The 17,078-nt window shown below is 65.9% G+C and carries 16 protein-coding genes; 10 read left to right on the top strand and 6 right to left on the bottom strand.

Annotated features, from left to right (window positions below; translation table 11 throughout):
- Positions 1–10: 10 nt before the first annotated feature.
- The gene (locus FEI13_RS17030) at positions 11–910 is read left to right on the top strand and encodes a LysR family transcriptional regulator (protein ID WP_138182713.1); all 900 of its coding nucleotides are present in this window, start codon (positions 11–13) and stop codon (positions 908–910) included.
- Positions 911–1,051: 141 nt separating this feature from the next.
- Here FEI13_RS17030 and FEI13_RS17025 read toward each other — a convergent pair whose 3' ends face one another.
- The 4 genes from FEI13_RS17025 to FEI13_RS17010 all read right to left on the bottom strand — a co-directional run bounded on the left by FEI13_RS17025 (position 1,052) and on the right by FEI13_RS17010 (position 5,750).
- Entirely contained in the window at positions 1,052–3,277 is a 2,226-nt protein-coding gene (locus tag FEI13_RS17025) for an OsmC domain/YcaO domain-containing protein (protein WP_138182712.1), read from the bottom strand.
- Between the two features lie 245 nt (positions 3,278–3,522).
- Positions 3,523–4,101: an acyloxyacyl hydrolase gene (locus FEI13_RS17020; RefSeq protein WP_158294565.1), complete on the bottom strand. Its 579-nt coding sequence runs from the start codon at positions 4,099–4,101 to the stop codon at positions 3,523–3,525.
- A gap of 184 nt (positions 4,102–4,285) precedes the next feature.
- Positions 4,286–4,876 (bottom strand): class I SAM-dependent methyltransferase, encoded by a 591-nt coding sequence (locus FEI13_RS17015; protein ID WP_138182710.1) that lies wholly within the window; start codon positions 4,874–4,876, stop codon positions 4,286–4,288.
- A 52-nt stretch (positions 4,877–4,928) separates the two neighbouring features.
- Positions 4,929–5,750: an alpha/beta fold hydrolase gene (locus tag FEI13_RS17010; protein WP_138182709.1), complete on the bottom strand. Its 822-nt coding sequence runs from the start codon at positions 5,748–5,750 to the stop codon at positions 4,929–4,931.
- On the opposite strand from FEI13_RS17010, the gene FEI13_RS19745 reads away from it, so the two are divergent.
- Complete coding sequence (locus tag FEI13_RS19745) at positions 5,645–6,148, top strand: tyrosine-type recombinase/integrase (RefSeq protein WP_204758411.1); 504 nt, start codon at positions 5,645–5,647, stop codon at positions 6,146–6,148. The two genes, FEI13_RS17010 and FEI13_RS19745, sit on opposite strands and share 106 nt — an antisense overlap.
- Positions 6,117–6,224 (top strand): hypothetical protein, encoded by a 108-nt coding sequence (locus tag FEI13_RS19740; RefSeq protein WP_204758413.1) that lies wholly within the window; start codon positions 6,117–6,119, stop codon positions 6,222–6,224. Before FEI13_RS19745 ends, FEI13_RS19740 begins: the two co-directional genes overlap by 32 nt.
- A 450-nt stretch (positions 6,225–6,674) precedes the next feature.
- Here FEI13_RS19740 and FEI13_RS19125 read toward each other — a convergent pair whose 3' ends face one another.
- Together FEI13_RS19125 and FEI13_RS16995 are read right to left on the bottom strand one after the other, a co-directional pair.
- The gene (locus FEI13_RS19125; RefSeq protein WP_158294563.1) at positions 6,675–6,851 is read right to left on the bottom strand and encodes a hypothetical protein; all 177 of its coding nucleotides are present in this window, start codon (positions 6,849–6,851) and stop codon (positions 6,675–6,677) included.
- Between the two features lie 34 nt (positions 6,852–6,885).
- Entirely contained in the window at positions 6,886–7,620 is a 735-nt protein-coding gene (locus FEI13_RS16995; protein ID WP_138182708.1) for a VCBS repeat-containing protein, read from the bottom strand.
- A gap of 170 nt (positions 7,621–7,790) precedes the next feature.
- On the opposite strand from FEI13_RS16995, the gene FEI13_RS16990 reads away from it, so the two are divergent.
- From FEI13_RS16990 to FEI13_RS16960, 7 genes are all read left to right on the top strand, one after another.
- Positions 7,791–8,798, top strand: a complete 1,008-nt coding sequence (locus tag FEI13_RS16990; RefSeq protein WP_138182707.1) for a M28 family peptidase — start codon at positions 7,791–7,793, stop codon at positions 8,796–8,798.
- A 137-nt stretch (positions 8,799–8,935) separates the two neighbouring features.
- Entirely contained in the window at positions 8,936–11,464 is a 2,529-nt protein-coding gene (locus FEI13_RS16985) for an ABC transporter substrate-binding protein (protein WP_204758410.1), read from the top strand.
- Positions 11,461–12,588 (top strand): ABC transporter permease, encoded by a 1,128-nt coding sequence (locus FEI13_RS16980; protein ID WP_138182705.1) that lies wholly within the window; start codon positions 11,461–11,463, stop codon positions 12,586–12,588. The genes FEI13_RS16985 and FEI13_RS16980 overlap by 4 nt, the downstream gene beginning before the upstream one ends.
- Positions 12,585–13,949 (top strand): ABC transporter permease, encoded by a 1,365-nt coding sequence (locus FEI13_RS16975; protein ID WP_138182704.1) that lies wholly within the window; start codon positions 12,585–12,587, stop codon positions 13,947–13,949. The genes FEI13_RS16980 and FEI13_RS16975 overlap by 4 nt, the downstream gene beginning before the upstream one ends.
- Entirely contained in the window at positions 13,949–14,935 is a 987-nt protein-coding gene (locus tag FEI13_RS16970) for an ABC transporter ATP-binding protein (protein ID WP_138182703.1), read from the top strand. The genes FEI13_RS16975 and FEI13_RS16970 overlap by 1 nt, the downstream gene beginning before the upstream one ends.
- Positions 14,932–15,942 (top strand): ABC transporter ATP-binding protein, encoded by a 1,011-nt coding sequence (locus FEI13_RS16965; protein ID WP_138182702.1) that lies wholly within the window; start codon positions 14,932–14,934, stop codon positions 15,940–15,942. The genes FEI13_RS16970 and FEI13_RS16965 overlap by 4 nt, the downstream gene beginning before the upstream one ends.
- 466 nt (positions 15,943–16,408) lie before the next feature.
- Entirely contained in the window at positions 16,409–16,873 is a 465-nt protein-coding gene (locus tag FEI13_RS16960) for a hypothetical protein (RefSeq protein WP_138182701.1), read from the top strand.
- Positions 16,874–17,078 lie beyond the last annotated feature (205 nt).

Here is a 17,078-nt window from a genome sequence, read left to right as displayed (position 1 = left end):
AGAGAACGGTATGAGCCGACTGAACTATCACCACCTCTACTACTTCTGGTGCGTGGCCGCCGAGGGCAAGCTGACGAGGGTCGCGGAGTCGCTGCACCTGTCCCAGAGCGCCCTCTCGTCGCAGATCCGCAAGCTGGAGGAGCGGATGGGCAAGCCGCTGTTCGAGCGGCGCAATCGCACCCTGGTGCTGACCGAGGCGGGCCAACAGGTGTTCAACTACGCCGAGGTGATCTTCACCAAGGGAGAGGAGCTGGAGTCGCTGATCAACCGCGGCATCGAGCCCGAGTACCAGCACATCCGCATCGGCACCCTCGCCAGCATGTCGCGCAACTTCATCGAGGGCTTCATCGCCCCGCTGCTGCAGGGCGAGGGGCCGAGGGTACGCTTCAGCCTCTATGCTCGGGGCATGGCCGACCTGCTCGACGGCCTGGCCCGCCACGAGTTCGACCTGGTGCTGGCCAATACCCAGCTGCCGCCCTCGGGCTCGCCCCAGGCCGCCTGGCAGAGCCAGCTGCTGGCCCGTCAGCCGCTCTCCATCATCGGCCCGCCCGACGCCAACCCCGACGCGCCCTTCCCCCAGGGCTACGAGGGGCTGCGCTGGGTGCTGCCCGGCGAGCACCATGAGCTGCGCCGCGCCTTCGACGGCCACTGCAGCCGGCACCAGTATCGGCCGGAGGTCCTCGCCGAGGCCGATGACATGGCCATGCTGCGCCTGCTGGCCCGCGACAGCGGGGCGCTGAGCGTGCTGCCGGAGGTGGTGGTGAAGGACGAGCTGCGCCAGGGGCGGCTGACCTCCTTCGAGCGGCTGCCCAACGTCTTCGAGAACTTCTATGCCATCACCCTGCCCCGGGAGTTCATGCCGGGCGTGGTCGCGGAGCTGCTGGCCCATCCACTGAAGGATCTCGCGTAGGATCTTGTGAGGGGGGAGTCCGTCATCCGGCCCCGCTCGAGGCGTCGAACCTTCCCCTGGCCCCCTACCCGACCGTATCGCCAACGAAAACGCCCCGCACCGGATCATCGGCACGGGGCGTTATCAGGCATCGCAACGCGGTCAGGCGTTGATGGCTCGCGGCGCGGCGGCACGGGCGGCCCGCGCGGCCCGCGCGGCGTGCAGCTTCTGGTAGCTCTCGATCAGGCGCTGGTGCTTCTCGAGGCCCTCCAGCGCCATGTTGGTCGGGGTCAGGCCGTGGAAGCGCACGTTGCCGTCCACCGAGCCGACCACGGCGGCCATGGTCGCCTCACCGAACATGCGCGTGAGGTTGTGGCGGTAGTCGTCGAGTTCGAGCTCGTCGTCGAGGGTGATCTCCAGCACCGCGTGCATGGCCTGGTAGAAGAGCCCGCGCTCGACGGTGTTGTCGTTGAACTGCTGGAACATCTCGACCCGCTCCAGCGCCTCCTCTTGCCGGCCGAGCGCCAGGTTGATCAGCAACTTGAGCTCGAGGATGGTCAGCTGGCCCCACACGGTGTTCTCGTCGAACTCGATGCCGATCAGGGTGATGATGTCCTCGTGGTCATCGATCTGGCTCTCCTCCAGGCGCTCCAGCAGCGCGGCGAGCCGCTCGTCGTCGAGGGTGTGGAGGTTGAGGATGTCCTCGCGGAACAGCAGCGCCTTGTTGGTGTTGTCCCAGACCAGGTCCTCCACCGGGTAGACCTCGGAGTAGCCCGGTACCAGGATGCGGCACACCGGCGCGCCCAGGTCCTCGTGGACGGCCTGATAGGCCTCCAGACCCAGCTCCTCGAGGATGCCGAACAGGCCGGCGGCCTCCTCGGCGTTGCTGCCGGAGAAGTCCCACTCGACGAACTCGACGTCGGCCCGGGAACTGAAGAAGCGCCAGGAGACCACCCCGGAGGAGTCGATGAAATGCTCGACGAAGTTGTTCGGCTCGGCCACCGCCAGGGAGTTGAAGGTCGGCGGCAGGAAGTCGTTCAAGCCCTCGAAGCTGCGCCCCTGCATCAGCTCGGTGAGGCTGCGCTCCAGCGCCACGTGGAAGCTGGGGTGGGCGCCGAAGGAGGCGAAGACGCCGCCGGTCTTGGGGTTCATCAACGCCACGCACATCACCGGGAACTGACCGCCCAGCGAGGCGTCCTTGACCAGCACCGGGAAGCCTTGGGCCTCCAGCGCCTCGACGCCCTCGAGGATATCGGGGTAGCGCGCAAGCACCGCCATGGGCACGTCCGGCAGGATGATCTCCTCCTCGATGATCTGCTTCTTCACCGCGCGCTCGAAGATCTCGGAGAGGCACTGCACCTGGGCCTCGGGGAGCGTATTGCCGGCGCTCATGCCGTTGCTGAGGTAGAGGTTCTCGATCAGGTTCGAGGGGAAGTAGATGGTCTCGCCGTCGGACTGGCGCACAAACGGCAGTGAGACGATGCCGCGCTCCGCCCGGCCGGAGTTGGTGTCGATCAGGTTCGAGCCGCGAAGCTCACCCTCCGGGTCGTAGATGGCCCGGCAGTGGTCGTCCAGGATGCCGGCCGGCAGCGCGTCGTCGGGCCCCGGCTGGAACCACTCCTCATCGGGGTAATGGACGAACTGGCTGCCCGCGATCTGCTCGCCGAAGAACTGGTCGTTGTAGAAGAAGTTGCAGCTCAACCGCTCGATGAACTCCCCCAGCGCCGAGCAGAGCGCGCTCTCCTTGGTGGCGCCCTTGCCGTTGGTGAAGCACATCGGCGAGGCGGCATCGCGAACGTGCAGCGACCAGACGTGGGGCACGATGTTGCGCCAGGAGGCGATCTCGATCTTCATGCCGAGATCGGCGAGCAGCCCCGAGAGGTTGGCGATGGTCTGCTCCAGCGGCAGGTCCTTGCCCTCGATCCAGGTGCCCTCGCCCGGGTTCGCCTCGCCCGTGGCCTTGCCCATCAGCAGCGCCTGGGCATCCTCGTCGATGTTCTCGACCACCTCGATCTGGAACTCGGGACCGGTCTGCACCACCTTCTTGACCGTGCAGCGGTCGATGGAGCGCAGGATGCCCTGGCGATCCTTGTCGGAGATGTCCTCGGGCAGCTCCACCTGGATCTTGAAGATCTGCTGGTAGCGGTTCTCCGGGTCGACGATGTTGTTCTGCGACAACCGGATGTTCTCGGTGGGGATGTCCCGGGCGTTGCAGTAGACCTTGACGAAGTAGGCCGCGCACATCGCCGAGGAGGCCAGGAAATAGTCGAAGGGCCCCGGTGCCGAGCCGTCGCCCTTGTAGCGGATGGGCTGGTCGGAGATGACCGTGAAGTCGTCGAACTTGGCCTCCAGGCGGAGGTTGTCGAGATAGTTGACCTTGATTTCCATGGACAAAGCACCGGGTGTAGATTCAGGGGGCGTAAGCGCAACCCGCCATTATCCAGCTTTTGGGGGGCTTCGTCTTGGGCGAGTGGTCAAAAAATCGCCAATCCGAGCGCACCGGGGCAATCCCCCGCTCGGGTCCCGAGGCCCTGAGGTTGGCGAGGGAACGGCATGGTCATGGCGGCGCAGGCCAGTGAGCGGGTGCCTGCCGCCTGCGTGGGAGGCGCCGCCACACACCATGCCGACGATGCTCAATATCGGTAGCGGAACTCGATCATGTGAAAGTCCGCCCCAGTCGTATCAGGCCCATTCACACCGGCATCGGAATAGTGAAGAAACCGATAGCCCAGCCCGAGATTCCGGTAGAGCGGAATGCCGACGCCCAGGGTCAGGGCAAACTGGAACGGCCCACCGAAGTCCTGCTCCCCGAAGCGATGTCGACTGAACAGGGCGCCTCCTGCGCCCAGATCCAGGACAAAGCGCCCATCTTGGCTCCCCAGCGTCAACTCCGGGATGACCGACACGACGAGCGCATTTTTCCCCGCTCCCCGCAAGATCCCGGCACTCGCCATCAGGCGGGTGCCCATCCCCCAGCCCGACGTGGTGTAGTGCTCCCAGGGCAGCGCGACGTTGGCCGACAGGTCGTACTCCTCGAACTCCTCCGGCGCTTCATCCCCCAGCAAGGTCTTCTCCGAGACTCGGGCACGCAGGCTGAGGCTCTGCCATTCCAGATCATCGGCGAAGCTCAAGGGGGTAGCGAGCAGGCAAGGGAGGACGATCGATAACAGCCCGAAAGCGACCGAATGGCGAGGCATCCCGATCGCTGGCATCGTAGGCTCACCTGAGGGGAAGGACGTACCGTTCATGCTCATGATTAGTGGCGGTAAGCGAGCGCGGCGAGTCGATTATTCTCGGGAACCGTCGGCGATGTCCGATCACCGGCGCGCCAACGATCAAGCTAAGGGGCCGCAAAAAACCGCGCAGTGGTTTTTCGGTCCCAGTTTGAGCGCCTTGTTAGGCACCTTTATCCCACTGAAAAATACGCATTGGTGGAATATTAAGAAACTCTGTCGTAGTCTTCCCTGACCCTAGAAAAGGCTGGCACAAAGCAGCGACTCGATTACTCACTTGATATGCCACAAAGCGTCCGTCAGGAACAAGAAGAGATGAAACCGCCTCAAGAATCTGGGATCCTGCGCTACGACTCATGGTAGAAAATGGAATACCAGAAATTACTACATTCGGGGCATCCAGGTCATATAAAGAAACAACTTCCTTTAGATCATCTGCACTGCCCAAGTGCGCTATTAATCGATCGTCTTCAATGTTTTTTAACAGAGTGTGAAAATGCGGGTTAATCTCCATACTAAGAAGTTTGGCCTGCTGAGGCATCGCACGTAGGATTGCACGCGTAACACCGCCTGTTCCTGCGCCTAACTCCACTACAATATTGGCTGAAGCAATTCCAGAAGCCGCAACGATTCGCCGCTCCAGGTAACGAGAGCTTGGAATAATTGATCCAATCTGAAGAGGATGTTTCAAGAACTCTTGAACAAAAACCAACACGCCATCCATTTTATAATTAACCGAGATTTTTCTTGGCATACACTTAACCCCAAATAAAGATTGCCTAACACTTGGTTAGACGAGAAATGCATTAGGCACTTAGCCATTGCTTCAGCTCCTTGGCTAGTAATCCAGGACTATCTAGCATAGATAAATGACCAGCATCTGGTAAAACTCTCAAAGCCGCAGATGGAATTAATGAGGCGAGCCTTTTTCCAACATCCAATTTAACCCAACAGTCTTCTTTTCCCCAAAATACACGACTTGGGGTCTGTAGTTTTGGATACAGCTCTTCTAGTTTAGCGGTGTAGTCGTGATCATATTGCCCAACTTGTCGATAGTAAGCTTGCTGTCCGCCCTCTTGAATCCATGGCTCAACCAAATTTTGCACCATTGATTCAGGTAAAAGATGGTGAGATGCTGTCGCAATATGCGCCCGCAAAGTTGCTTCATGAATATATTTGGGAATGGCATTGAAAACTGATTGGTTTTGTTTGACTAACAGAGAATATTCAGTACCCCATGGGTTCAATACAACACCATCAATAACACTCAAGCTTAATGCTTGGTACCTCTCAACACAGACGGCGCCGAGAACAGCAGCAGCTCCAAAATCATGTCCTACCAAATGACAGTTTCTTAATTCTTTGTGATCTAACCACTCTGCCAAGACTTTTGCGAAACTTCTTAGTCTCACATCCTGCCCGTCAAATTTATCAGAGTGGCCATAGCCTGGCAAATCCAACCAGTGCACCCGAAAACTCTGCCTCAACTGCAAAATTAATGCACGCCAAATAGTTGAGTTAAATGGTGTTCCGTGCACCAACACCACATCGGGGCCATTCCCTTCACTTCCATAAGCAATCTTGCCCTGGGAAGAAGAGAAACTTCTTTGTATATGATGGCCATTCATTGTCAAGCCCTATAAAAAAGATGAACAATATTTTGCGCCTAACAGGTATTATACGGAACGCTCTGATATTGAATGAACGCGCCGGCTCGTTCGGCAATGTTATCTACTTGTATGGCTCGGGGCTGCGGCTCCTTGAAACCTGCCGTCTGCGCATACGAGATATCGACTTTGAGCGCCAGATTATTACGGTGGGAGCCGGCAAAGGTGATAAGGATCGCATACCTTGCTCCCGGCCATTTAGCTTGCAGCAGCAGATTCCCTCGGCCCAGCGCCAACTTGACTACTGGCTCGTTCATGGCGGCGTGCCGGTGACGCTACCCCATGCGAGCCGCTTCGCCACCCAGTTGCTGAGCCCAGGGCACGGATATCCGCACGGTACAGGAGTTACTCGGACATAAGGGCGTGGAAACCACCCAGAGCTATACGCATGTGCTGGGCAAGGGCTTTGCCGGCGTGCGCAGTCCTCTGGGATAAAGAAAAGTCAGAAACGCCGGGCACGCTACCGCCCCTACCCTGCACGCCGCGGTGGCCTCTGCCATCCGTAAGGTAGTCCCTTCATTTCTTTGTTGCTGCGTTACCCGGCCATCTTCAGCGGCCTTTGGACAAGCGCAGGTGTAACGGCGGAGGCAAAGCGCCCGTTGGCCAAAGCCAGAAGAAGAGTGGCCGCCACCGGCATCCCGCCTCGGGACCGGGCAGCCACCGGCGTTACTCCTCCCGCTCCTCCAGTTCCCGTCGTCGGTGCCACTCGGCGATACTCTCCTCAGGGTAGCCGGCGAAGCACTTGCCGTTTTCCCACGCATCGACTCGGAGCGTCTCGGCGCGCCCGCTCAGGTTGATAACACAACCGCCACGCCCGCCGTCTTGCGGCAGATGGCACAGTAGCAGCGGCGCACGTCGACTTGCCGAGAATCCCCATCACCTGCGTCAACGGTAGGCCCAGACGTCCACCATCTGCCAGTTGCACGGCCTACCCTGCTCCGGCGCGCCGGGAACGTGGTTGGCCACGCTGGTGGGGGACGTCATCTCGACCATGGCCGGCCCGGCCAGGGGCAAGCCCAGCAGCATCAGCAGTCGCAATATCGTCATTGTGGCCACAGGCATTCCCTCTCCCGAGCATCCGGCAGTGGCGAGTCGCCTAGTTCAGATAGCGCTCGCAGTCATGCAGGGCTTCCGGCTCGGTGATCGGCTCGCTGAGATGACAGCAGTCGGTTTCGACCAGCCCTGCCTCGCCCAGCCTGATGGCCCGCACCTGCGTCCGTCGCTCGTCGGGTACCAGGAGCTGCACCCGCCCATCGATCCGCGCGAGCTTGGAGAGCCCCAACTCCGGGGCGCCATAGACATGATTCGAGAATCCACTGAGCGAGGCGATCTCCACCAAGCGCTCACCGCGACGCCGGTAGACCCTCAGCACGCCGCCGATGTGGGGGGTCGTCACCGCGGCGATCTCCGCTTCCCCATCGCCGCTCAGGTCGGCGACGCCGACCGGGTTAAGCCAACGGTTCGCCCGACCGATGGGAGCCGACTGGGCCAGCATCTCGAGCTGGCGGTGGCCGAGGCCGACGAGCGCCAGTCGCGACCCGCTGTCACGGGCACTGATAATCACCAGCAAGACCGGCGGCGACTGCTCTGTCAACTGCACGATACGCGGCACAAGGTCCTCGAACACCTCATCGCTGGGTAGCTCCAGCACCGCGTCTCGCCCGGTGTCGGTCGTGGCGACCAGACGCGCGTATTCGTGCGGCCGCCCCAGGGCGAAGTGCCCGTATTGCTCGACCGGCTCGGCATAGCGGGCAGTGACGATCCGCTCCGCATGAGCGCCAGGCGCCATCAGCACGATCAGCGCACCTAGCGCGAGAAGGTAAGGATTCATCGTCTTGCTCCCCTGAGATGGGTGACTACTGCGGGCCGTACCTACCTGAACCATACTGCTCAAGAGCCTGATTCGTGAATATAGCGGGCCATTCGACTCATCCGATCGAGGTGTTTCGACAGGGGTGTCGCTCGCGACACTCGGGCGAGTCGGAGAGGCGCCTTCCGTGAATGGTGACCAAGGGACGCGGGATACGAGTGTGGTGGCTGGTCATGGCGGCGTTGCTGCCGGCGGTGCTGGCAGGCGGCTACTGGCAGATGTTCCACATGCCGGGCAGCAGCTACCGGGGCACTCCGCCGCCCCTGGATGCCCAGGGCGAGGCGCTGCGCGGGCGGTTGCGCACGCACGTGCGCGCGCTGGCGGAAGAGATCGGCGAGCGTCATGTCTGGCGCCCCGAGGCGCTGCGGGCGGCCGCCGACTACATCGAGCAGGCCTTTCGCGACGCCGGCCTCGAGCCGCGGCGCTTGCCGGTGCCCAGCGGCGGCCAGGTGTTCCACAATCTCGAGGTGCGCTTGCCGGGCAGCGGGGCAACGGACGAGATGCTGGTGGTCGGTGCCCACTACGACACCGTGCGCGGGACGTCCGGGGCCGACGACAACGCCTCCGGGGTGGCCGTGCTGCTGGAGCTGGCGCGGCTCCTGCAGGGGGCCGAGCGCGAGCGGGAGATTCGCCTGGTCGCCTTCGTCAACGAGGAGGCGCCGCACTTCGGCAGCGACGCCATGGGCAGCCTGACCTACGCCCGCGAGGCCCGGGCGCGGGGCGATGCCATCGTCGGCATGCTCTCGCTGGAGATGCTCGGCCACTATAGCGACGCCCCCGGCAGCCAGGCATATCCGCCCCTGCTCGACCTCGTCTATCCCGACCGCGGCAACTTCGTGGCCTTCGTCGGCAACCTGCGTTCACGACGCCTGGTGCGTCGGGTGACGGGCGTCTTTCGTCGGCATGCCGAGATGCCCTCGGAAGGGCTGGCCGCCCCGGAATTGCTGCGCGATATCTTCCGCTCCGACCACTGGGCGTTCTGGGAGATGGGCTGGCCGGCGATGATGCTCACCGACACCGCCGATTTCCGCAATCCGCACTACCACGGCCCGGGCGACACCTGGGACAAGCTCGACTACGCCCGCATGGCGCGGCTGACCCCGGCGCTGGCCGAGACCCTGGCGCAGCTGGGGCGCTGAGATAAGGCGTCGTTGGCCGCTCCGAATATTGGGGCCTGTCCCCGGTTGCCTGTCGCCCGGTTGCCTGTCCCGGATGGCCGAACTCGCCTAGGGTGTAGGGAGAGCAAGCACCCGAGGTAATGGCCGACGGAGCGCCGATGAGACGTCTGTTGCTTCTTGGCGCGACACTGATCCTGGCGGGCGTGGTCGCGGTGGCACTGCGTCAACCGGCACCGTCGACCGCGCCGGCCATGGGCCAGGACAGCGCGGAGGCGGATCTCCGCTCCCGCCGCGGGGCGCTGGTGGATCAGGTCGTCTTCACCCGCGAGGACGAGGCGGGCCGGGTCACTGGCCTGATCGAGGCGGGCACCCATCAGGTCTTCACCCAGGGCATCTCCAACCCCGGCATCTTCCGCCGGCTGCGCGATTCGCTCGCCTCCGGCTACGACCTCTCCTACGGCACCTCCAGCGAGCTGACCCTGAACCCGGCCGGGCCGGAGCTGGCCGACGGCACCCTCAATCCCTTCCATGTGCCGGCCATTCGCGAGGCGCTCAACCGCCTGGTGGACCGCGACTACATCGCCCAGGAACTCTACGGGGGCCTGGCCGAGCCGCGCTACCTGCCGCTCTCCACCGCCTTTCCCGACTATGCGCGCCTGGCCGCCACGGCCCGCGAGCTGGAACTGCGCTACGCCCATGACCCCGACGCCGCCCGCGAAGCGATCCACCGCGAGATGGCCGCGCTCGGCGCGCGTCTCCGCGAGGGCCTGTGGCACTACGCGGGCGAGCCGGTGCGCCTGATCGTGCTGATCCGCACCGAGGACCAACGCCGCCAGGTCGGCGACTACGCCGCCAACCTGCTGCAGGAGCTGGGCTTCGTCGTCGAGCGCCGCTATCGCACCGCCGAGGAGGCCTCGCGCATCTGGATCGCCACGGACCCCAGGGCCGGGCGCTGGCACCTCTACACCGGCGGCTGGATCAGCATCGTCATCCAGCGCGATCAGGCAGAGGTCTTCAGCTTCTACTACACCCCCCGCGGGCGTTCCGAACCCCTGTGGCAGGCCTACGCGCCGGCCCCGGAGTTCGACGAGCTCGCCGACCGCCTGCAGCGCCGCGACTACCGCGACTGGGAGCAGCGCCAGGCGATGATGGCGCGGGCGCTGGAACTGGCCATGCAGGACTCGGCGCGGATCTGGCTGGTCGACCAGCTCAACGCCTCGGCGCGGGCCGCCAATGTGGAGGTGGCCGTCGACCTCGCCGGGGGGCTCGCCGGCTCGGCGCTCTGGCCCTACACCCTGCGCTATGCCGACCGGGTGGGCGGACGCATGGTGTTCGGCACGCCGGGGCTGCTGACCGAGCCGTGGAACCCGGTGGCGGGCAGCAACTGGATCTTCGACCAGATGATCATGCGCGCGACCCAGGACCCCGTGGCGCTGCCCGACCCCTTCACCGGGCTCTACCGTCCCCAGCGCATCGAGCGTGCCGCGGTGACCGTGCAGGAAGACGTGACGATCGGGCGCACCCTCGACTGGTTGAGCGTCTCGACGGCGGAGGAGATCGTCGTGCCGGAAGCGGCCTGGATCGACTGGGACGGCGAGGCGGGGCGCTTCGTCAGCGTCGGCGAGGCGCACGACGCGCCCGTCACCGCCCGCACCCGGGTCCGGGTGCGCTACGACGAGGACCTGTTCGCGCAGCGCTGGCACGACGGCTCGCCGCTGTCGCTGGCCGACTTCGTGCTGCCGTGGATCCTGGCCTTCGCCCGGGCTGACGAGGCGAGCCGGCTCTTCGACCCGGCCTACCTGCCCACCTTCGAGGTCTTCCGGCGCCACTTCCGCGGCTGGCACATCGTCTCCCGCGATCCGCTGGTCATCGAGGTCTACAGCGACCAGAGCTTCCCCGATGCCGAGACCCTGGTGGCCACCCGTGCCCCCACGCCGCAGCCGTGGCACGCCCTGGCCCTGGGGATCTTCGCCGAGCGCCAGGGGGAGCTGGCGTTCTCCTCCCACAAGGCGGACCGACGGCGGGTGGACTGGACGAGCCTGGTGGCCGGGCCCAGCGTGCCGATCCTCGCGCGCCACCTCGAGTGGGCCCGGCAGCGCACTGCATCGCCCTTCCCCGGCGTGCTCGACGAGCTGCTCAAGGAGGACGAGATCGCCGCCCGCTATCGGGCGCTCGCCGACTGGCATGCGCAGCGCGGGCATTTCTGGATCGGCAACGGCCCCTTCCTGCTCGATTCGGTCCACCCCGTGGCGGGCAGCCTGGTGCTCGAGCGCTTCCGCGATTTCCCCGACCCGTCCGACAAGTGGCTGGGCTTCGCCCGTCCCGCGATTCCGGAGCTCGACCTCGACGGCCCCCTGGTCACGGCGCTCGGCACGGCGGACGAGGGCGACGCGGCGACGTTCCGGCTGGCGGTGACCCTCGAGGGCGAGCCCTATCCGCCGGAGGCGATCGACCGGGTGCAGTTCCTGCTCTTCGACGGCCGCGGGACCCTGGTCGAGCGCGGCGAGGCCGAGCCACGTGACGCCGGGCACTGGCGGATCGCCCCGTCGCCGGCGGCGCTCGCCACCCTGGGCGTCGGCGCCAACCGCTTGGAGGTCGCCGTGACCAGCCACCGCGTGGCCCTGCCGGCCTTCGCCTCGCACGTTTTCGCCACGGTGCCGCCCGGCGGCATGGAGGTATCGCCATGAGAGCCCGCCAGGCGGCGACCGTCCCCCCGCCCTCCTCCCGCCGCGGCAGGTGGCGCGACCTGCGCCGGCTGCTGCTCTACACGGTCAAGCGGCTGCTGGCGCTGTTCGTCACCGTGCTGGTCGGGGTCTATCTGACCATCATCATCGCCAACATGGGGGGCCAGGTGGACGACCTGCGCCGCGTGCAGATCCGCAGCGAGGCCGCCGAGGCCGTGCGGGCCGACCCCGCCTTCCAGGACATGCCCGCCGAGGAGCGCAACGCCCTAATCGAGCGGCAGGTGGCGCTGGAGGTGGAGCGGCTGCGCCTCGACGAGCCCTTCCTGGTGCGCAGCGTCGACTACCTGCAGCAGGCGCTGCGCCTCGACCTGGGGCGTGCCGAGCAGATGCACAGCGACCGGGGGTCGCGCGACGTCTACGACATCATCGTCGAGCGCCTGCCGGCGACCCTGCTGCTGTTCGGCACCGCCAACCTGCTGGTCTTCTTCGTCTCGGTCTTCGTGGCCCTGTTCCTGTCGCGGCGCTACGGCAGCGCGCTGGACCGCAGCGTGGTCGCCCTGGCCCCGACCTCGGCGGCACCGGGCTGGTTCTACGGCATCTTCCTGATCCTCGTCTTCGCCTTCGTGGCGCCCCTGCTGCCCGCCGGCGGCATGGTGGCCGTGCCGCCACCGGAAGACGGCTGGGCCTACGGCGCCAGCGTGGTGCGCCACATGCTGCTGCCGGTGACGGCCATGTTCCTGTCGCAGATCTTCATCTCCATCTACTCCTGGCGCACCTTCTTCCTGATCCACGCCAGCGAGGACTACGTGGAGATGGCCCGCGCTAAGGGCTTGCCGTCGCAGCTCATCGAGCGGCGCTACATCCTGCGCCCGACCCTGTCGCCGATCGTTACCAGCTTCCTGCTGATGCTGATCGGGCTGTGGAGCGGCGCCATCATCCTCGAGCAGGTGTTCAACTGGCCGGGGCTGGGCTCGCTGCTCTTCCGGGCCATCGGCTTCCGCGACACCCCGGTGATCATCGGTGGCGTGGTGATCTTCGCCTACCTGCTGGCCGCCACGGTGTTCCTGCTCGACCTCCTCTACGCGCTGCTCGACCCGCGCGTGCGCCTGGGGGGAGGACCACAATGACGGGCGCACGCCGGCGAGAGAGATGGCGGGAGGGCTGGCGGGAACTGCGCCGCTACCCCTCCGCGCTGCTGGGGCTCGCGATCATCGCCGCGCTGGTGGCGCTGGCGCTCGCCACGCCGATCGCCATCCCCTACGGCGAGGCGCTGGCCAAGTGGCGCGGCAGCGAGGCCTGGCAGCGCAATCCCGTCAATGCGGCCCCCGTGTGGCTCGACCGCCTCACCGGTGGGGATGCGCCGCGCACCCTGGTCATCGAGAGTGAGACGGCGACGGTCGAGGAGCGCGCCTTCGCGGGCGGGCGCCGCCTGCGTATCCCGCTCGCCTTCGACTTCGAGGCCGGCGGCTTTCCCAGCGAACTGAACCTCTTCCTGCGCGCCCCGGGCCATGCGCAGCCGCCCTTCGCGCGGCTGACGTGGCTCACGCCCGACGGCCGCGAGCTGGCGCTGGGCGGGTATCGCATCGGCCCGCGGGAGCGCATCTCGCTGTCCCAGGACCGGGCGCTGGAGCGTCGGCTGGGCGGGCTGGTGCCCCACATCGGGCTGCTGGCCGAGCCGGGAGGCGCGGCGGCGCCCGACGCCGAGCCGAGGGTGCTGCCCGGGCGCTATACGCTGCGGCTGGACGTACTGGTCTTCGACGAGGCGGCGGCCTTCGACGCCGAGCTGGTGCTCTACGGCCGGGTGCACGGCATCGCCGGCACCGACCACCAGCGCCGCGACCTCAGCCTGGCGCTGATGTGGGGCACCCCGGTGGCGCTCGCCTTCGGCCTGCTGGCGGCCGTGGGCACCACCGTCACCACCCTGGTGATCGCCGCCGTGGGAGTGTGGTATCGCGGCTGGGTCGACGCCACCATCCAGCGGCTCACCGAGATCAACATGATCCTGCCGATCCTGCCCATCCTGGTGATGGTCGGCACCCTCTACTCGACCAGCATCTGGCTGATGCTCGGCGTGGTGGTGGTGCTGGGCATCTTCAGCGCCGGCATCAAGATGTACCGGGCGATGCTGCTGCCGATCCGCGAGGCGCCCTACATCGAGGCCGCCCAGGCCTACGGGGCGAGCAATTCGCGCATCGTGCTGCGCTACCTGATCCCGCGCATCCTGCCGGTGTTGATCCCCACCTTCGTCACCCTGATCCCCACCTTCGTGTTCCTGGAGGCATCGCTGGCGGTGCTGGGCCTGGGCGACCCCCTGCTGCCCACCTGGGGCAAGGTGCTCAACGATGCCCAGTCGCAGAGCGCGCTCTACAACGGCTACTACTACTGGGTGGTGTCGCCGGCGGTGCTGCTGATGCTGACCGGGCTGGGCTTCGCCATGCTCGGCTTCGCGCTGGACCGTGTCTTCAACCCGCGGCTGAGGAGCCTGTGATGCGCGACCGGACGCTGCTGCGCGTGGAGGCGCTGGAGCTGCACTACCAGACGCGGCAGGGGGCGGTGCATGCCGTCGACGGCGTAAGCTTCGACCTGCACCGCCAGGAGGCGCTGGTGGTGCTCGGCGAATCCGGCTGCGGCAAGAGCTCGCTGGCCAAGGCGCTGATGCGCCTGCTGCCACGCAACGTCGGCCACACGGCGGGGCGCGTCACCCTGGACGGCATCGACGTCACGGCGCTGCCCGACGAGCGCTTCCGCCGCGAGGTGCAGTGGTCGCGCATGGCGCTGGTCATGCAGGCCTCGATGAACGCCCTCAACCCCGTGGTGCGGGTCGGCGAGCAGGTCGCCGAGCCGTTGCGGGTGCTGCGTGGTTGGCCCCGGGGGAAGGCCCTGTCCCGGGCCGCGGAGGTGTTCGAGCTGGTGGGGGTATCCACGGACTTCCTGGCCCGCTACCCCTTCGAGCTCTCCGGCGGCATGCGCCAGCGCGCCGTGCTGGCCATGGCGCTGGTCGCCGAGCCGGCGCTGGTGATCCTCGACGAACCCACCTCGGCGCTCGACGTGCTCACCCAGGCGAGCATCATGAACGCCCTGAAGCAGGTCAAGCGCGAGCTGGGCACCAGCTTCATCCTGATCACCCACGACGTGGCCACCTCCAGCGAGCTGGGGGACCGGGTAGCGCTGATGTATGCCGGCCAGCTGGTCGAGGTGGCCGATGCCGCGCGCTTCTTCACCGCACCGGCGCACCCCTATTCGCAGATGCTGATGGCCAGCGTGCCGCGCCTGCGCCAGCGGGCCCGCCCGGAGGCGATCCCCGGCGAGCCGCCGAGCCTGGTCGCCCCGCCCGACGGCTGTCGCTATGCCGAACGCTGCCCGTACCGCTTCGCGCGCTGTGCCCAGGACCCTCCCGCCTTTTCGCTCGGCGAACGCCACCGGGCGCGCTGCTGGCTGCACGCCGACGACGTCCCGGCCGGAGGTGGTGCATGAGTTCGCCCGCCGACCTTCAGCCCGAGGATGCCAAGGCGCCGCTGATCGCCGCCCGCGACCTGCACACCTGGTTCGAGCTGCGCCAGTGGGGCTTCCTGCGCGTGGGCGCGGTGCGCGCCGTGGACGGCGTCGATTTCGCGCTGGCGGGTGGCGAGGCGGTGGCCTTCGTCGGCGAGAGCGGCTGCGGCAAGAGCTCGCTGGCGCGCACCCTGCTCGGGCTACATCGCCCCACCCGCGGCGAGGTGCGCTTCGCCGGCCGCTCGCTGGGCGAGCTCCAGGGGCGCGCGCTCAAGGCCTACCGGGCGGAAGTGGGCTACGTGCAGCAGGATCCCTACGGGGCGCTGCCGCCCTTCCTGGACGTGCGGCGCATCCTCGCCGAGCCGCTGATCGTGCACGGGGTGCGCGACCGCGCCGAGCGCGAGCGGCGCATCCGCGCGGCCCTGGAGGAGGTTCGCCTGTCGCCGGCCGAGGCCTTCCTCGGCCAGTTCCCGCACATGCTGAGCGGCGGCCAGCAGCAGCGGGTGGTGATCGCCCGGGCGCTGATCCTCGCCCCGCGGCTGCTGATCGCCGACGAGCCGGTCTCGATGCTCGACGCCTCGGTGCGGGTGGAGATCCTTGAGCTGCTGCGGCACATCCAGCGCGAGCGCGGGCTGACCCTGGCCTTCATCACCCACGACCTCTCCACGGTGCGCCATTACGCCGAGCGGATCTTCGTGATGTACGCCGGGCGCGTGGTGGAGAGCGCGCCGGTGGACGACCTGCTCGATCACCCCCAGCACCCCTACACCCAGGCGCTGATCGCCGCCATCGCCGACCCCGACGCCGCCAACGCCACCCGGCTGCGCGAGGTGCCCGCCGGCGAGCCCCCGAGCCTGCTGCATCCGCCGGCGGCCTGCCGCTTCCACCCGCGCTGCCCGCACTTCATGGCCGGGCTGTGCGACGTCGAGGATCCCCCCGACTTCACACCGCGCCGCGACCACCGCTCGGCCTGCTGGCTGCATCGTTGAGCGCTGGCGCCGGGATCGTCGCGGCGGGGCCGCCCCATGGTCAGTGGCGACGACACGATAGCGTCGATAAGGGGCCAGCCGTTGCCGGAGGTCTCACAACGTCCTGCCCCAGCTCAGCTGTGCGGCTAAGGTGCTGGTGAGACAGACGATTCCAAGTTCTCGGACGAAACCGACGCCACCTTCTATACTGGGGACTGGCCGGAAGGCTCGCTGATTGCGGCCGGCTATCAGGCAAGAATTGACAGCAAATCCACCAGTGACCGTTTTCGGCAGAATGCTCCGAAAGACCAGCGAGGGAAGTGCCTGGGTCTGCCACAACACGCCATGGCGTGATGGAACGGTGACGTTGATTCGAGGTGTTGTCATGAAAAGGTTAAGAAAGGCTTCGCTGGTCGCGCTGATAAGCGTTTCGCTTCTGCCCGCCTCCTATGCCATGGCCCAATCCTCCATGGGAGGACAACACACGATGGGTCCACAGTCAGGCGACCAGGAGTTTACGCTCTCCGGTACGGGTAGCAGCAACAAGGACTTCGATAACAGCAGCTTTGGTGTGTCCGTCGACTACGGCTGGTACCTGTCCCGCAGCACCCTGGTAGGGGTTCGTCAGAGCGTCAACTTCGCCGACGTGGAGGGTGAGGGAATCTCGGACGACTTCTGGAACGGCAGCACCCGTGGTTTCGCCGATTACCACTTCGGCCAGGGGGCGGCTCGGCCCTTCGTGGGCGCTTCGCTCGGCGCCATCTATGGAGACGGCGTCAAGGACACCGGCATCGCCGGCCTGGAAACCGGCCTCAAGTACTATGTGTTGCCCACGACCTTCATTCAGGCAAGGGCCGAGTACCAGTTCCTGTTCGAGGACAGCAACAGTGCTGAAGACAACTTCGATGATGGTGTCTGGGCCTATACCTTCGGCATGGGCGTCAACTTCTGAGAGGCCAGGCTGATACCGTGAAGCACAAGCAGCCCCGTCATCGGGGCTGCTTGTTTTATGTGCTGTCAAAAGCCCGATGCCTCGCCCGCCATAACTGCGGAACTCCCTGATGAATAGTTGGGGACAAGCCCTGACGGATCCCCACGAAATAGCCAGAAGAATCAGAAGGATATAATTGAAAAGGCCTGCATGGATTGGCATGTTG

Origin of the sequence: Halomonas urmiana, assembly GCF_005780185.1 — a bacterium.
Lineage (GTDB): Bacteria > Pseudomonadota > Gammaproteobacteria > Pseudomonadales > Halomonadaceae > Halomonas > Halomonas urmiana.
Note: the sequence above shows the minus strand (reverse complement) of the source record. Positions and strands in the feature narration are given on the sequence as shown.

Excerpts from the sequence above, each read along its gene's own strand:
- FEI13_RS17020 (WP_158294565.1), bottom strand. The coding sequence starts at position 4,101 with ATGCCAGCGATCGGGATGCCTCGCCATTCGGTCGCTTTCGGGCTGTTA.
- FEI13_RS19125 (WP_158294563.1), bottom strand. The coding sequence starts at position 6,851 with ATGCCTGTGGCCACAATGACGATATTGCGACTGCTGATGCTGCTGGGC.
- FEI13_RS19745 (WP_204758411.1), top strand. The coding sequence starts at position 5,645 with ATGGTGTTCCGTGCACCAACACCACATCGGGGCCATTCCCTTCACTTC.
- FEI13_RS17025 (WP_138182712.1), bottom strand. The coding sequence starts at position 3,277 with ATGGAAATCAAGGTCAACTATCTCGACAACCTCCGCCTGGAGGCCAAG.
- FEI13_RS17030 (WP_138182713.1), top strand. The coding sequence starts at position 11 with ATGAGCCGACTGAACTATCACCACCTCTACTACTTCTGGTGCGTGGCC.
- FEI13_RS16970 (WP_138182703.1), top strand. The coding sequence starts at position 13,949 with ATGCGCGACCGGACGCTGCTGCGCGTGGAGGCGCTGGAGCTGCACTAC.
- FEI13_RS16980 (WP_138182705.1), top strand. The coding sequence starts at position 11,461 with ATGAGAGCCCGCCAGGCGGCGACCGTCCCCCCGCCCTCCTCCCGCCGC.
- FEI13_RS16990 (WP_138182707.1), top strand. The coding sequence starts at position 7,791 with ATGGTGACCAAGGGACGCGGGATACGAGTGTGGTGGCTGGTCATGGCG.
- FEI13_RS16975 (WP_138182704.1), top strand. The coding sequence starts at position 12,585 with ATGACGGGCGCACGCCGGCGAGAGAGATGGCGGGAGGGCTGGCGGGAA.
- FEI13_RS17015 (WP_138182710.1), bottom strand. The coding sequence starts at position 4,876 with ATGCCAAGAAAAATCTCGGTTAATTATAAAATGGATGGCGTGTTGGTT.
- FEI13_RS16965 (WP_138182702.1), top strand. The coding sequence starts at position 14,932 with ATGAGTTCGCCCGCCGACCTTCAGCCCGAGGATGCCAAGGCGCCGCTG.
- FEI13_RS16985 (WP_204758410.1), top strand. The coding sequence starts at position 8,936 with ATGAGACGTCTGTTGCTTCTTGGCGCGACACTGATCCTGGCGGGCGTG.
- FEI13_RS17010 (WP_138182709.1), bottom strand. The coding sequence starts at position 5,750 with ATGAATGGCCATCATATACAAAGAAGTTTCTCTTCTTCCCAGGGCAAG.
- FEI13_RS16995 (WP_138182708.1), bottom strand. The coding sequence starts at position 7,620 with ATGAATCCTTACCTTCTCGCGCTAGGTGCGCTGATCGTGCTGATGGCG.
- FEI13_RS16960 (WP_138182701.1), top strand. The coding sequence starts at position 16,409 with ATGGGTCCACAGTCAGGCGACCAGGAGTTTACGCTCTCCGGTACGGGT.